This window comes from Janthinobacterium silvisoli (assembly GCF_014200725.1).
In the GTDB taxonomy this organism is placed as follows: Bacteria; Pseudomonadota; Gammaproteobacteria; order Burkholderiales; family Burkholderiaceae_D; genus Janthinobacterium.
In genome coordinates, this window is sequence record NZ_JACHCL010000006.1 from 246,176 (window position 1) to 259,664 (window position 13,489).

Sequence of the window (13,489 nt, forward strand, 5' to 3'; positions counted from 1 at the left end):
TTGTTATTCCTCGATTAACCTTGACGCTGCTTGTGACGTGGCTCTACGCAGATAACGCGAACTACGCCTTTGCGCTTGATGACTTTGCAGTTGCGGCAGATCCGCTTGACTGATGCGAGAACTTTCATTTTAGGGCTCTTTCTTTCGCTTCTTTGGTTTGATTCAGTGTGTTACTTGGTACGGAACACAATGCGGGCTCGGCTCAGGTCATACGGTGTTAACTCTACCGTCACCTTGTCTCCAGGGAGAATGCGAATATAATTCATCCGCATTTTACCTGAAATATGCCCGAGCACCACGTGTCCGTTCTCCAGCTTCACTCGAAATGTTGCATTTGGGAGATTCTCAAGAATCTCGCCTTGCATCTGTATGACGTCGTCTTTTGCCATTCGGTGTGTTTACCGCGCTTAACGCGTCGGAATTCCGCCCTTGAAATTTGCTTTGCGCAGCAGCGAATCATATTGCTGCGACATCACGTAGTTCTGTACTTGCGCCATGAAATCCATGGTGACAACTACAATAATCAATAAAGAAGTACCGCCGAAATAGAATGGTACTTTCCACTGGGCTTGCATAAATTCCGGCAATAAACATACCAGGGTGATGTAGACTGCGCCGGCAAGTGTCAAGCGTGTCAGGATCTTGTCGATGTAACGGGCTGTCTGTTCGCCTGGACGGATCCCGGGAATGAACGCACCGCTCTTCTTCAAGTTATCCGCTGTTTCTTTGCTGTTGAAAACCAGCGCGGTATAGAAGAAACAGAAAAACACGATCGCCACTGCGTACAACAGCGCATGGATAGGCTCACCAGGCCCCATCGATGCTGCCAAATCTTTCAAGAACCGCACCGCAGGGTTAGCGTTGTCGGCGCCCTTTGAAAACCAGTCCACGATAGTGGCTGGGAACAAGATGATCGAAGAAGCAAAGATCGGCGGGATCACGCCGGCCATGTTCAGCTTCAACGGCAAATGGCTGGTTTGACCGCCATAAATCTTGTTGCCTACCTGGCGCTTCGCGTAATTGACCAATATTTTGCGCTGACCACGTTCGACGAATACCACGAAGAACGTTACCAGTGCTACCAGGATCACGATGAAGATCGCACCCAAGCTACCGATCGAACCATTCGACACCAGGCTGAACAAACCACCCAGTGCGGTCGGCAGACCCGCGGCAATCCCGGCAAAAATGATGATGGAGATGCCATTACCCAAGCCACGCTCGGTAATTTGCTCACCCAACCACATCAAAAACATTGTTCCGGTCAACAAAGTGACGACCGTTACGAAGCGGAATGCAAGACCAGGCTCCAATACCAGACCAGCTTGCGACTCCAGTGCGACTGCAATACCTAACGCTTGAAACAGGGCCAGGGCCACCGTGAAATACCGGGTGTACTGGGTGATCTTGCGACGGCCTGCTTCGCCTTCTTTTTTCAACGCTTCCATCTGCGGTGACACGATCGACAGCAACTGCATGATGATCGAGGCCGAGATATAAGGCATGATACCTAACGCAAACACTGTAAAACGAGACAAGGCACCGCCCGAGAACATGTTGAACATGCCCAGGACGCCGCCTTCGTGCTCCTTGAACAGCGCGGCTAATTGTGTCGGATCAATCCCGGGAACCGGGACATGAGCTCCGATACGATAAACCACCAATGCGCCAAGCAAAAACCAGAGCCGCCCCCAAGGGAAACCGGCCGCTGCACTTTTAGCAAGTTGTGGATTAGTCGCCAATTTTCGCTCCGATCAAGCTGTTAGCGGTCAACTCAGGCTACTGAGCCGCCGGCTGCTTCGATGGCTGCTTTCGCGCCAGCGGACACTTTCAAGCCCTTCAAATTCACCGCTTTGGTGATTTCGCCGGACAAGATCACGCGCACGTCACGGGCCAACACGCCCAGAACGCCAGCTTGCTTCAAGACCAGAATGTCGACTTCGCCAACAGCCAGGTTGTTCAGATCGGACAAACGCACTTCAGCTTTGAAAGTGGCGTTCAGCGATTTGAAACCACGCTTAGGCAGACGGCGTTGCAGAGGCATTTGACCGCCTTCGAAACCGACTTTATGAAAGCCGCCCGAACGCGATTTCTGACCTTTGTGACCGCGACCCGAGGTTTTACCCAGGCCGGAGCCGATACCGCGACCGACGCGACGCTTGTAGTGCTTAGCGCCTTCGGCTGGTGCAATAGTATTCAATTCCATGATTTGCTCCGTTCGTGTAAGCCCGAAGGCTTACCCGACAACTTTAACGAGATACGATACTTTATTGATCATGCCGCGTACGGATGGGGTGTCTTGCAATTCGGAAACCGAATTTACACGACGCAGACCCAGACCGCGCACGGTAGCGCGATGCGATTCGCGCGTACCGATCAAGCCCTTGACCAATTGCACTTTGACTGTGTTTGTCATTTTGTCCACCTTAAGCCAGAATGTCTTCAACCGATTTGCCGCGTTTAGCAGCGATATCGGAAGCAGTACTCATTTTCGACAGGCCGTCCAGCGTAGCGCGCACCAGGTTGTATGGGTTGTTCGAACCGGTGGATTTCGCCACCACGTCCGTCACGCCCATCACTTCGAAGATAGCGCGCATTGCGCCACCAGCGATAACGCCGGTACCAGGCTTGGCTGGGTTCATCAGAACCTTCGACGCGCCATGACGACCGACTACCGTGTGATGCAGAGTACCGTTTTTGAGCGGCACTTTGATCAGGTTGCGACGTGCTTCTTCCATTGCTTTCTGCACGCCAACTGGCACTTCTTTCGACTTGCCCTTGCCCATGCCGACGCGGCCATCGCCATCACCAACTACGGTCAGCGCGGCGAAACCCATGATACGACCACCCTTGACCACTTTGGTCACGCGGTTGATCGCGATCATTTTTTCGCGCATGCCATCATCCGGCTTGTCGCTTTGCATTTTTGCTTGCATTTTTGCCATGATTGATCCTTAGAACTTCAGACCGGCTTCGCGTGCGGCTTCTGCCAACGCTTTCACACGGCCGTGGTAACGGAAACCGGAGCGGTCAAACGCAACTTCGGTAATTCCTGCTTTCAATGCTTTCTCAGCAACGCGCTTGCCGATCAAGGCTGCAGCAGCGGCATTGCCGCCTTTGCCGGATTGGCCTGCCAGTTCAGCGCGTACTTCAGCTTCAGCAGTCGATGCCGAAACCAGGACTTTAGCGTCCGGGCTGATCAGGTTGGCGTAAATGTGCAGGTTGGTGCGATGCACCGACAAGCGATTTACTTTCAATTCCGCGATCTTGATGCGGGTTTGGCGTCCGCGGCGAAGCCGTGATTCTTTCTTATCCATCGTCAGCCCCTAATTACTTCTTCTTGGTTTCTTTAAGCTTAACCACTTCGTCCGCATAGCGAACGCCCTTGCCTTTATAAGGCTCAGGAGCGCGGTAAGCACGAACTTCGGCAGCTACCTGGCCAACCTGTTGACGATCGATACCTTTGATCAGGATCTCAGTCGGGGTTGGTGTTGCGCAGGTAACGCCGGCTGGCATGTCGTGCACTACAGGGTGCGAGAAACCCAGGGACAGATTCAGCTTGTCGCCTTGAGCTTGCGCCTTGTAACCCACGCCTACCAGGTTCAGCTTTTTCTCGAAACCCTTGGTGACGCCAACAACCATGTTGTTGACCAGAGCGCGCAGCGTGCCGGACATGGCATTGGCTTCGCGGCTGTCGTTCGCCACGTCGAAACTCAGGGTTCCTGCATTGTTTTCTACTTTGACCTGGCCGGTGAGGGCCTGGGAAAGCACGCCCAGCGGGCCTTTTACGGTGATCGCTTGTGCGGAGATGGCGACTTCGGCGCCAGCTGGCACTACGATAGGCATTTTAGCTACTCGAGACATGTGTAACTCCTTAAGCCACGTAGCAAATAACTTCGCCGCCGACACCGGTAGCGCGTGCTTTGCGGTCAGTCATGACGCCTTGCGGAGTCGACACGATCGCCACACCCAAGCCATTCATCACAGTAGGGATCTCGTCTTTACCCTTGTAGACGCGCAGACCCGGACGGGACACGCGCTCCAAGCGCTCAATAACGGGACGGCCAACATAATACTTCAAACCGATCTTCAGTTCCGCCTTGCCACCAGCTTCGGCAACAGCGAAATCTTCAATGTAACCCTCGTCCTTCAGGACGTTGGCAATCGCAATTTTGACTTTCGACGATGGCATGGCCACGGTCGTTTTTTGCACGCCTTGTGCGTTGCGAATGCGGGTCAGCATATCGGCGATAGGATCGCTCATACTCATTGCATATTCTCCTATTACCAGCTTGCTTTTGTCATACCCGGAATTTCACCACGCATGGCGAATTCACGGAGCTTGATACGACCCAGACCGAATTTACGGAATGTGCCGCGCGGACGACCGGTGATTGCGCAACGGTTACGTTGACGCGTCGGATTCGAGTTACGTGGCAGCGCTTGCAATTTCAGGCGCGCTTCGTAACGCTCTTCTTCCGATTTCGACTGGTCATCAACGATGGCCTTCAGCGCAGCGCGTTTGACGGCGAATTTCGCAGCCAGGTCTACACGCTTTTGCTCACGGTTAATCAGTGCCAATTTTGCCATGATCTCAGTTTCTGAACGGGAATTTAAAGGCGGCGAGGAGCGCTTTCGCTTCATCGTCGGTCTTAGCGGTTGTCGTGATGCTGATATTCATACCGCGCAACGCGTCAATCTTGTCGTACTCGATCTCAGGGAAAATGATCTGTTCCTTGACACCGATGTTGTAGTTGCCACGGCCATCGAATGCACGACCATTTACACCACGGAAATCGCGTACACGTGGCAGAGCCACGGTGATGAAGCGATCCAGGAACTCGTACATACGAGCGCCGCGCAGGGTAACCATCGTACCGATTGGGTAGCCTTCACGGATTTTGAAGCCCGCGATCGCTTTACGCGACTTGGTGGTCACTGGCTTCTGGCCGGCGATCTTGGTCAAGTCAGCAACAGCGTGCTCGAGTACTTTTTTATCCGCGATTGCCTCACCAACACCCATGTTCAGGGTGATCTTGGTCAGGCGTGGAACTTCCATCGACGACTTGTAGCCAAATTTGGCTGTCAGGTCGGCGACGACTTTTTCTTTATAGAATTCTTGGAGACGTGCCATGATTTCTTAAGCCTTCACTACTTCGCCGGAGGATTTAAAGACGCGGACTTTTTTGCCATCCACTTCTTTGAAACCCACGCGATCTGCCTTGCCAGTCGCTGCATTAAACAATGCAACGTTGGACACGTGAATTGGCATGGTCTTGTCGACGATACCACCAGTTACGCCAGTCATCGGGTTAGGCTTAGTCGCTTTTTTAGCGATGTTAATGCCGTCAACCACGATATGTTCAGCATCGATACGCTGCTGCACCACACCACGTTTGCCCTTGTCTTTCCCGGTCAGAACGATGACTTCGTCGTTTTTACGAATCTTATCCATTACGACTCCTTACAGGACTTCCGGTGCCAGGGACACGATTTTCATGAACTTCTCAGTGCGCAGTTCGCGCGTGACAGGTCCAAAAATACGGGTACCGATCGGTTCCAGCTTGGCGTTCAACAGAACGGCGGCATTGCCGTCGAACTTCACCAGGGAACCGTCTTGGCGGCGAACACCTTTAGCGGTGCGCACAACCACGGCGTTATAAATTTCACCTTTTTTGACACGGCCACGTGGCGCAGCAACCTTAACGGTTACCTTGATCACATCGCCAATGCCAGCATAACGGCGCTTGGAGCCGCCCAATACCTTGATGCACATTACTTCTTTGGCACCGGTATTGTCAGCCACTTCGAGCCGGCTTTCAGTTTGAATCATAGTATTCTCTTTCCCAACTTAAGCCGAAGAATCCACACAATGTAGACCCGCGGTCAGTCTTGGTCCCGCCAGAGCCGCCCTGCTGGGCTTCACTGTTTGGGTGCATGACCTTCATACATCAACTGACCGCGAATGCTACTGTCTGTGGCCAGACACTTTGCGGCGTTACATGAACGAAGCCCGCAAGTATTACATACAATTTGCGGGCCTGCAAGTACTAATTAAAACCCACCGCCGAAGCGGTGGTTTTTATTTAAACGATGGGTGCGGCTTGAACCACACGAGTCACCGTCCATGCCTTCGTTTTGGAGATCGGACGACCTTCCTGGATCTCTACCGTATCACCGGCTTTGACCTGGTTGGTCTCGTCATGCGCGTGATACTTGTTCGAACGCATGATGATCTTGCCATACAAAGGATGTTTCACGTGGCGCTCGATCAGAACGGTAACGGTCTTGTCCATCTTGTCGGATACCACTTTACCGATCAGCGTGCGCTTGAGCGACTGTTTCACTGGTTCGTTCATTTGGCTTCCTTCAGATTCATTACCGTCTTCACACGCGCGATATCGCGGCGTACCTTCTTGAGCTGCGAAGTGTTGCTCAGCTGTTGCGTAGCGATTTGCATACGCAGGCCGAACTGTGCCTTCAACAGATCATTCAGCTCTTTTTGCAGAGCCGGCTGGTCCTTGCCGCGGAGTTCAGATGCTTTCATATACAACTCCAATTATTGGCCGACTTGACGTACGACAAAAGTCGTAGCCAGTGGCAGTTTAGCGGCGGCAAGACGGAAAGCTTCCCGTGCCAGCGCTTCATCAACGCCATCCATTTCGTACAGTACTTTACCTGGCTGGATTTCAGCCACGTAGTACTCAGGATTACCTTTACCGTTACCCATACGGACTTCAGCCGGTTTGTTCGAAATCGGTTTGTCCGGGAAGATACGGATCCAGATACGGCCACCGCGCTTGATGTGACGCGTCATTGCACGACGCGCCGCTTCAATTTGACGCGCAGTGATACGACCGCGCGCAACTGCCTTCAGACCGAATTCGCCAAACGACACGGCGGTGCCGCGGCTGTGCGAAATACCGGTATTACGGCCTTTCTGCTCTTTACGATACTTTCTGCGTGCTGGTTGCAGCATGATTATTCTCCTGCTTTCTCAGCTGGTGCAGCGGCGGCCGGTTTAGCGGCGCGCACACGAGCAGCACCTGGTGCTGTGGATGGTTTCGCACCCGCTGGACGTGGGCGGCCGGCTGGCTTGCCATCGTCACGGCGTGGACCGCGGCTTTTCTTCTCGTCAGCTGGAGTATCGATTACTGGTGCGTCGCCGTTAGGAGCGCGGTCGCCTTTGTAAACCCATACCTTGACGCCGATGATGCCGTAGGTGGTCGATGCTTCGCTGGTACCGTAGTCGATATCTGCGCGCAGGGTATGCAGAGGCACGCGGCCTTCGCGGTACCACTCTTTACGAGCGATTTCGATACCGTTCAGACGGCCGGACGACATGATCTTGATACCGAGAGCACCCAGGCGCATTGCGTTTTGCATTGCGCGCTTCATGGCGCGGCGGAACATGATACGTTTTTCCAGCTGCTGCGAGATCGAATCGGCGATCAGTTGCGAATCGATTTCCGGCTTGCGGATTTCTTCGATATTCACGTGTACTGGCACGCCCATGATCTTGGTCAAAGCGGACTTCAGTACTTCGATGTCTTCGCCTTTTTTACCAATGACCACGCCTGGACGCGAGCTGTAGATCGTGAAGCGCGCGTTCTTTGCTGGACGCTCGATAACGATGCGGCCAACCGAAGCGTTCTTCAGTTTCTTTTTCAGGTAAGCACGTGCTTTCAAGTCTTCGTTCAGCATGGCAGCGAAATTGCCGTTGCCTGCATACCAGCGCGAAGCCCAGTTACGGGTGACCGCCAGACGGAAACCGGTTGGATGAATTTTCTGACCCATCGTGGCTCCTTAGTTACCGACAGTCACGTAAACGTGACAGGATTGTTTCGAAATACGGTCGCCACGGCCTTTTGCACGCGCGGTGAAGCGCTTCAGGACCGGACCCTTTTCGACGTAGATCGTTTTCACGAACAATTCGTCGATGTCGGCGCCATCGTTGTGCTCAGCATTCGCAATTGCGGATTCCAGAACACGCTTGATGATCGCAGCACCTTTTTTCGGGCTGAATTGCAAGATGTTGAGTGCAGCGTCAACTTTCTTGCCACGGATCAGGTCCGCAACCAGGCGGCCCTTTTGGTCCGACAGGCGCACACCTTTGAGGATAGCTTTAGTTTCCATTATTTCTTAGCCTTTTTGTCAGCTGCATGGCCCTTGAACGTACGGGTCAGTGCGAATTCGCCGAGCTTGTGACCAACCATGTTTTCGGAAACATAAACTGGCACGTGCAGCTTGCCGTTATGTACCGCGATCGTCAGGCCGATGAAGTCAGGCATGATTGTCGAACGACGCGACCAGGTTTTGATTGGCTTTTTGTCTTTGGCAGCTTGCGCAGCTTCAACTTTTTTCACCAGGTGGGCGTCACAGAACGGCCCTTTTTTCAATGAACGTGTCATGTGCTACCCCTTATTTCTTGCCGCGGCGCGAGACGATCATGGAAGTAGTACGCTTGTTGCTGCGTGTCTTCTTACCTTTAGTCTGTTGGCCCCAAGGCGAAACTGGATGACGACCAGCTGCTGTTTTACCTTCACCACCACCGTGCGGGTGATCGACCGGGTTCATGACCACACCGCGAACGGTAGGACGAACACCGCGCCAGCGCATCGCACCAGCTTTACCGATCTTACGCAGGCTGTGCTCGGCATTGCCGACTTCACCCACGGTTGCACGGCACTCGATGTGCACGCGACGTACTTCACCCGAGCGCAGACGCACTTGAGCGTAGGTACCTTCACGGGCCATCAGCACAACGCCAGCGCCGGCGGTACGTGCAATTTGTGCACCTTTACCTGGCAGCATTTCGACGCAATGCATCACGGTGCCGACTGGGATGTTACGGATTGGCAAGCAGTTACCCGATTTGATCGGTGCTTCCGAACCGTTCATCACGCTGTCGCCAACGGACATGCCTTTGGTCGCGATGATGTATTGGCGTTCGCCGTCGGCGTAGCACAGCAGAGCGATATTCGCGGTGCGGTTTGGATCGTATTCGATACGTTCCACTTTCGCTGGAATACCATCTTTGGTGCGCTTGAAGTCGATCAAGCGGTAGTGTTGCTTGTGACCACCACCGATATGACGGGTGGTGATGTGACCGTTGTTGTTACGACCAGCGGTCTTGGATTTCTTTTCAACCAGGGCAGCAAATGGACGACCTTTGTACAGGTCGGCATTCACCACCTTTACCATGCCGCGACGGCCTGGCGAGGTTGGTTTCATCTTAACGAGTGCCATTATGCAGCCTCCTCGGAGAAGTTGATTTCCTGGCCAGGTTTCAGGCACACGAAAGCACGCTTGGTATGGTTACGACGACCGTTGAAACGGCCAGTGCGCTTTTGCTTACCTTCACGGTTCGCGGTTTGCACCGACAGGACTTCAACTTTGAACAGCAGTTCAACTGCTGCCTTGATCTCAGGCTTGGTTGCATCCGGCAATACGCGGAATACAATTTGCTCGTTCTTTTCCGCGACCATGGTGGCCTTTTCGGAAATGACCGGCGCCAACAGCACCTTCATCAAGCGTTCTTCGCTATGTTTCAAAATCGCGCTCATGCCAGCATCTCCTCAATCTTAGCCAGTGCAGCTTTGGTGACCAAGATCTTCTTGTAGAACACCAGGGACATCGGGTCTGCGTGACGTGGCTCAACGACGAGTACGTTAGGCAGGTTGCGCGATGCCAGTTCCAGGTTTTCGTTCAGAACGTCGGTGATGATCAGAACCGAATCAAAGCCCAGGCCGTTCAATTTTTGCGACAACAGCTTGGTTTTTGGCGCGTCGATCGTCAGATCGTCGATGACGATCAGGCGCTCTTCGCGAGCCAGCTGCGACAGGATCGAGCAGATACCTGCGCGATACATTTTTTTGTTCACTTTGTGGGTGAAGTTTTCGTCAGGCGAGTTCGGGAAAATCCGACCACCGCCGCGCCACAGTGGCGACGACGACATACCAGCACGAGCGCGGCCGGTACCTTTTTGGCGCCATGGCTTTTTGGTCGTGTGGTGAACTTCTTCACGGTCTTTTTGCTTGCGGTTACCGCTACGTGCATTCGCTTGATAAGCGATCACGACTTGGTGGATCAGCGCTTCATTGTAATCACGGCCGAAAACAGTATCAGCAGCGACGACGTTGGAGCCGGCTTGACCTTGCGCATTCAGAAGCTTGAGTTCCATCGTTTAAGCTCCCTTCTTGGCTTTGGTTTTGATGGCTGGCGAGACAACTACCTGGCCATTTTTCGCGCCTGGAATCGCGCCTTTGACCAGCAGCAGCTGACGGTCGGCATCGATACGGGCGATCACGAGGTTCTGGATCGTACGGTTAACGTCACCCAGATGACCGGTCATGCGCTTACCAGGGAAAACGCGACCTGGATCTTGTGCCATACCGATGGAACCTGGAACGTTGTGCGAACGCGAGTTACCGTGCGTTGCGCGGCCAGAAGAGAAGTGGTGACGTTTGATGGTACCGGCATAGCCTTTACCAATGGTAACGCCTTGCACGTCGATCTTTTGACCGACTTCGAACAGGGAAGCGGCAACAACATCGCCAGCTTTCAGTTCGGCGGCTTTAGCAGCGTCAACGCGGAACTCTTTCAACAGAGTACCGGCTTCAACACCAGCTTTAGCGTGATGACCAGCAACAGCTTTGGTCACGCGGGAAGCGCGACGTTGACCGAATGCGACCTGAACAGCGGAGTAGCCATCTGTTTCAGGGGTTTTGATTTGCGCAACACGGTTGTTCGATACGTCCAGCACGGTGACAGGAATCGAATCCCCTTCATCCGTGAAAATGCGCATCATACCAACCTTGCGACCGAGAAGGCCTAGGCTCATTTTTTCTCCATTCCCACCTGCGATTGGGCGGGGCTTGTTTAACTACAAAGTAACGTAGGACTCAAAAAAGACGAATCCATACCGAAGCCGGCTAGTATATAGCACAAAAACCCTTGACGCAACAAGTTAACACGAGGTATGTCAAAGTGTTGCTCAGCGCCCCTGCGGGAGTTGGAAAAGGCGGCTGAAAATCATGCCGGATGGCATGAAAATGGCAGGAAAGGCTGATTATAGGCCGGCTGGACGCCTGACTGAAAATACATCGCGGCGAGAAAACAAACGGGACACGCGCCTACGCACCTGCCCCGCTTTTTATTCCAGGATTGCCTTATTTTTGGCAGTTGGCCAGGCAATGGTCGTACATGTCCGAGCAGATCGGACTGCCGCCCAGACTGGCCTGGCAACGCGCCACTTTCTGGCCGCACTCCATATAGCACTGCGTCACATCGCCGGCCGCAAACGCGTACGAAGCGCTCAGGCCGAGGGCAAACAGGAAGGCACTGGCTTTCTTGATCATGATTCGTCTCCTTTTATATGGATGGAAGAACAGACAAGGCTGCCGCGCCACCCTCGCCGCAGCCCCTGGCACACCTCTACCGGCCTGCCATTGAAAGAAAAGCAATTCCAATAGAATACCGTAAACAATACCAACTCAACACCACTTTGCATAAAAAATGAATTAGCTTATGCGCCAACACATCGCCTTCAGCATTCGGCACCCCATGCAGGGCGCCATGGGGCAACGCCAGATGTTGTGCAGCACAGTGACCAGCTCAAAGCGCGTCCGGGCGATGCAGACGGCGCTGGTGCTCCACCGCGGCAGGCGGCAAGGAAGGCGATATGTTTTCTAGCCGCATTATCGAGCGACTTGCCCAGCGCCTGGCAGGCGTTGTAGCAGCTATCGTCATGCCAGTCTTGCGGAAGGCGATTGTAGCGCCGGCGCGACGCAGGATCAGACTGATACGAGCCACCGGCTCACGCGCTGAAAACGGCCTGGCGACGCCATCATCAGCGCCGATTTCCAGGCCGCGATGCGCTTGCCCCCATCGCTGTGCGCCGCCAGCAAGACCGCTGGCGCCGCAGAAAACCGGCGCTGCTTGCGGCAGGCTGCGCGACCACTCCCCTCGGGCAAAACGACGTCGGTACTCCGGCTGGATCCAGGCAAGATTCCAGGCGCCCCTGAAGCGGCAAACCGGCGCTGATCGGACGCGCGCGCGGCTGACCGCGAAACATGCCGCAGGCGCGCAAATACTGATAGCATCGTCATAGAAATACTTCAATGAGTCACGCTTCCCGCCAAAGGTTTGCCCACGCAAATACGAGGAGATCATGAAGATACATACTATCAGCCTGCTATGCGCCGCCGCCCTGCTCAGTGCCTGCAGCACACCCGCAACGCTCCTTACCACCTCCAATGAGCAGCACGATGCGTGCAATAACGCCGAACTGAAGGGGCAGCTGGCCGAGGCCGATCTGGCCTGCACACAGGCGCTGCGTACGGCCGAACAGGCGAATGCAGCACCTGAGCTGCTGTCGCAACGCCAGTACAACCTGGGACGCATCAAGCGCCTGGAAGGCAAGAATGTGGAAGCCGAGCAGCTCTACCGTCAGGCCCTGGCCACCGAGGAAGCGGCACAGCCGCGCAGCGATGCACGCATTGGCCGGCGCACAGTAGAGCTGGCGTCCGCGCTGGCCGCGCAAGGCAAATGGCAAGAGGGCAGCAATTACCTGGAGCGCGCGCTGCCTCTGCTGCCGAACCTGTCACCGCCTTCGCGCACCTATTCCGCCGATGTGCTGCGCCAGTACGCAAAACAGTTGCAGGGCGGCCCGCAGGCGGCGCTGGGCAAGCGCTTTGAAGTGGTGGCGGCCAACCTGAAATAAGGCAGCCATCTGCTGAACGACAGCACAAAAAACAAGGCCGGGCGTGCTCGCGATCGCGAACAGGCCCGGCCTCATTATGCATTGGCGAGAGGGGCATTCCCCACACGCCAGCGCGAAACAATTATTGCAGTTTGATTTCTACATCAACACCAGCTGGCAGGTCCAGCTTCATCAGCGCGTCAACGGTTTTGTCCGTTGGATCAACGATGTCCATCAGGCGTTGGTGCGTACGGATCTCGAACTGATCGCGCGAAGTTTTGTTGACGTGCGGGGAACGCAGCACGTCGAAACGTTGAATACGGGTAGGCAGTGGTACTGGGCCTTTGACGACAGCGCCGGTGCGCTTCGCGGTTTCAACGATTTCCAGAGCGGACTGGTCGATCAGTTTGTAATCGAAAGCCTTCAGGCGGATACGGATTTTTTGGTTTGGTGCCGACATGATATTTCCTTAAAAGAACGAACCGCGCGGTCTGCACGGCAATGAGGTAATACGGGAATTTCTGACGCAACAACCGTCAGGGTCGACATGATAGCACCAAAATGCTTGCCAACCCCGGCAGTCGAAAAAAAAGAGGGGCGCCGGGCGACGACGCTTCCTCTTTTATGCAGGCTTAAGAATTAAGCCAGGATTTTTGCAACAACACCAGCGCCGACGGTACGGCCGCCTTCGCGGATAGCGAAGCGCAGACCTTCTTCCATCGCGATCGGGTTGATCAGCTTGACGGTGATCGACACGTTATCGCCTGGCATAACCATTTCTTTGTC

General features: G+C 54.3%; 27 protein-coding genes. 1 reads left to right on the top strand and 26 read right to left on the bottom strand.

Translation table 11 applies throughout. The annotated features are described in order from the left end of the window. Positions 1-14: 14 nt before the first annotated feature. From rpmJ to HDE75_RS22885, 24 genes are all read right to left on the bottom strand, one after another. Positions 15-128: a 50S ribosomal protein L36 gene (gene rpmJ, locus HDE75_RS22770; RefSeq protein WP_119811791.1), complete on the bottom strand. Its 114-nt coding sequence runs from the start codon at positions 126-128 to the stop codon at positions 15-17. Between the two features lie 42 nt (positions 129-170). Beyond that, on the bottom strand, positions 171-389 hold the full coding sequence (gene infA / locus HDE75_RS22775; protein ID WP_005663428.1) for a translation initiation factor IF-1: 219 nt from the start codon (positions 387-389) through the stop codon (positions 171-173). 18 nt (positions 390-407) lie between these two features. Beyond that, a complete protein-coding gene (gene secY, locus HDE75_RS22780; RefSeq protein ID WP_183680785.1) occupies positions 408-1,742 on the bottom strand; it encodes a preprotein translocase subunit SecY in 1,335 nt (444 codons plus the stop codon). 32 nt (positions 1,743-1,774) lie between these two features. Continuing rightward, the gene (rplO, locus tag HDE75_RS22785; protein WP_183680786.1) at positions 1,775-2,206 is read right to left on the bottom strand and encodes a 50S ribosomal protein L15; all 432 of its coding nucleotides are present in this window, start codon (positions 2,204-2,206) and stop codon (positions 1,775-1,777) included. A 30-nt stretch (positions 2,207-2,236) separates the two neighbouring features. Further along, positions 2,237-2,416 (bottom strand): 50S ribosomal protein L30, encoded by a 180-nt coding sequence (rpmD, locus tag HDE75_RS22790; RefSeq protein ID WP_010394435.1) that lies wholly within the window; start codon positions 2,414-2,416, stop codon positions 2,237-2,239. A 10-nt stretch (positions 2,417-2,426) separates the two neighbouring features. Beyond that, positions 2,427-2,945 (bottom strand): 30S ribosomal protein S5, encoded by a 519-nt coding sequence (rpsE, locus tag HDE75_RS22795; protein WP_010394433.1) that lies wholly within the window; start codon positions 2,943-2,945, stop codon positions 2,427-2,429. Positions 2,946-2,954: 9 nt separating this feature from the next. Then, positions 2,955-3,317 carry a 50S ribosomal protein L18 gene (rplR, locus tag HDE75_RS22800; protein ID WP_010394431.1) on the bottom strand — a complete coding sequence of 121 codons (363 nt, stop codon included), beginning with the start codon at positions 3,315-3,317 and terminating at the stop codon, positions 2,955-2,957. A 13-nt stretch (positions 3,318-3,330) separates the two neighbouring features. After that, positions 3,331-3,864 carry a 50S ribosomal protein L6 gene (rplF, locus tag HDE75_RS22805; RefSeq protein WP_034778281.1) on the bottom strand — a complete coding sequence of 178 codons (534 nt, stop codon included), beginning with the start codon at positions 3,862-3,864 and terminating at the stop codon, positions 3,331-3,333. A 10-nt stretch (positions 3,865-3,874) separates the two neighbouring features. Further along, positions 3,875-4,270, bottom strand: a complete 396-nt coding sequence (rpsH, locus tag HDE75_RS22810) for a 30S ribosomal protein S8 (RefSeq protein WP_008444325.1) — start codon at positions 4,268-4,270, stop codon at positions 3,875-3,877. 14 nt (positions 4,271-4,284) lie between these two features. Further along, on the bottom strand, positions 4,285-4,590 hold the full coding sequence (rpsN, locus tag HDE75_RS22815) for a 30S ribosomal protein S14 (protein ID WP_038497021.1): 306 nt from the start codon (positions 4,588-4,590) through the stop codon (positions 4,285-4,287). A 4-nt stretch (positions 4,591-4,594) separates the two neighbouring features. After that, a complete protein-coding gene (rplE, locus tag HDE75_RS22820; protein ID WP_183680788.1) occupies positions 4,595-5,134 on the bottom strand; it encodes a 50S ribosomal protein L5 in 540 nt (179 codons plus the stop codon). Positions 5,135-5,140: 6 nt separating this feature from the next. Beyond that, a complete protein-coding gene (gene rplX / locus HDE75_RS22825) occupies positions 5,141-5,455 on the bottom strand; it encodes a 50S ribosomal protein L24 (RefSeq protein ID WP_010394419.1) in 315 nt (104 codons plus the stop codon). Between the two features lie 9 nt (positions 5,456-5,464). Beyond that, on the bottom strand, positions 5,465-5,833 hold the full coding sequence (gene rplN / locus HDE75_RS22830; protein WP_008444317.1) for a 50S ribosomal protein L14: 369 nt from the start codon (positions 5,831-5,833) through the stop codon (positions 5,465-5,467). Positions 5,834-6,086: 253 nt separating this feature from the next. After that, positions 6,087-6,359 (bottom strand): 30S ribosomal protein S17, encoded by a 273-nt coding sequence (gene rpsQ / locus HDE75_RS22835; RefSeq protein WP_065310148.1) that lies wholly within the window; start codon positions 6,357-6,359, stop codon positions 6,087-6,089. Beyond that, the gene (gene rpmC, locus HDE75_RS22840) at positions 6,356-6,547 is read right to left on the bottom strand and encodes a 50S ribosomal protein L29 (protein ID WP_010394412.1); all 192 of its coding nucleotides are present in this window, start codon (positions 6,545-6,547) and stop codon (positions 6,356-6,358) included. The genes rpsQ and rpmC overlap by 4 nt, the downstream gene beginning before the upstream one ends. A 12-nt stretch (positions 6,548-6,559) precedes the next feature. After that, positions 6,560-6,979, bottom strand: coding sequence for a 50S ribosomal protein L16 (gene rplP / locus HDE75_RS22845; RefSeq protein ID WP_038497037.1), 420 nt, complete (start codon positions 6,977-6,979; stop codon positions 6,560-6,562). A 2-nt stretch (positions 6,980-6,981) separates the two neighbouring features. Then, positions 6,982-7,797 carry a 30S ribosomal protein S3 gene (gene rpsC / locus HDE75_RS22850; RefSeq protein ID WP_183680789.1) on the bottom strand — a complete coding sequence of 272 codons (816 nt, stop codon included), beginning with the start codon at positions 7,795-7,797 and terminating at the stop codon, positions 6,982-6,984. Positions 7,798-7,806: 9 nt separating this feature from the next. Continuing rightward, on the bottom strand, positions 7,807-8,139 hold the full coding sequence (gene rplV / locus HDE75_RS22855; RefSeq protein WP_170840583.1) for a 50S ribosomal protein L22: 333 nt from the start codon (positions 8,137-8,139) through the stop codon (positions 7,807-7,809). Further along, positions 8,136-8,411, bottom strand: coding sequence for a 30S ribosomal protein S19 (gene rpsS / locus HDE75_RS22860; RefSeq protein ID WP_008444295.1), 276 nt, complete (start codon positions 8,409-8,411; stop codon positions 8,136-8,138). Before rpsS ends, rplV begins: the two co-directional genes overlap by 4 nt. A 10-nt stretch (positions 8,412-8,421) precedes the next feature. Next, on the bottom strand, positions 8,422-9,249 hold the full coding sequence (gene rplB / locus HDE75_RS22865; RefSeq protein ID WP_183680790.1) for a 50S ribosomal protein L2: 828 nt from the start codon (positions 9,247-9,249) through the stop codon (positions 8,422-8,424). After that, positions 9,249-9,566 (bottom strand): 50S ribosomal protein L23, encoded by a 318-nt coding sequence (gene rplW / locus HDE75_RS22870; RefSeq protein WP_038497047.1) that lies wholly within the window; start codon positions 9,564-9,566, stop codon positions 9,249-9,251. Before rplW ends, rplB begins: the two co-directional genes overlap by 1 nt. Further along, positions 9,563-10,183 (bottom strand): 50S ribosomal protein L4, encoded by a 621-nt coding sequence (rplD, locus tag HDE75_RS22875; protein WP_183680791.1) that lies wholly within the window; start codon positions 10,181-10,183, stop codon positions 9,563-9,565. The genes rplW and rplD overlap by 4 nt, the downstream gene beginning before the upstream one ends. Before the next feature lie 3 nt (positions 10,184-10,186). After that, positions 10,187-10,843, bottom strand: a complete 657-nt coding sequence (gene rplC / locus HDE75_RS22880) for a 50S ribosomal protein L3 (protein WP_152245623.1) — start codon at positions 10,841-10,843, stop codon at positions 10,187-10,189. 328 nt (positions 10,844-11,171) lie between these two features. Then, a complete protein-coding gene (locus tag HDE75_RS22885) occupies positions 11,172-11,360 on the bottom strand; it encodes a hypothetical protein (RefSeq protein WP_183680792.1) in 189 nt (62 codons plus the stop codon). Between the two features lie 812 nt (positions 11,361-12,172). Here HDE75_RS22885 and HDE75_RS22890 point away from each other — a divergent pair. Then, positions 12,173-12,724 carry an RND family efflux transporter gene (locus HDE75_RS22890; RefSeq protein WP_183680793.1) on the top strand — a complete coding sequence of 184 codons (552 nt, stop codon included), beginning with the start codon at positions 12,173-12,175 and terminating at the stop codon, positions 12,722-12,724. A gap of 121 nt (positions 12,725-12,845) precedes the next feature. Here the strand turns inward: HDE75_RS22890 and rpsJ are convergent, their stop codons facing one another. After that, the gene (rpsJ, locus tag HDE75_RS22895; RefSeq protein ID WP_010394389.1) at positions 12,846-13,163 is read right to left on the bottom strand and encodes a 30S ribosomal protein S10; all 318 of its coding nucleotides are present in this window, start codon (positions 13,161-13,163) and stop codon (positions 12,846-12,848) included. A 179-nt stretch (positions 13,164-13,342) separates the two neighbouring features. After that, positions 13,343-13,489 (bottom strand): EF-Tu C-terminal domain-related protein (locus tag HDE75_RS22900; RefSeq protein WP_465052654.1); only part of this gene is annotated, 147 nt, incomplete at its 5' end.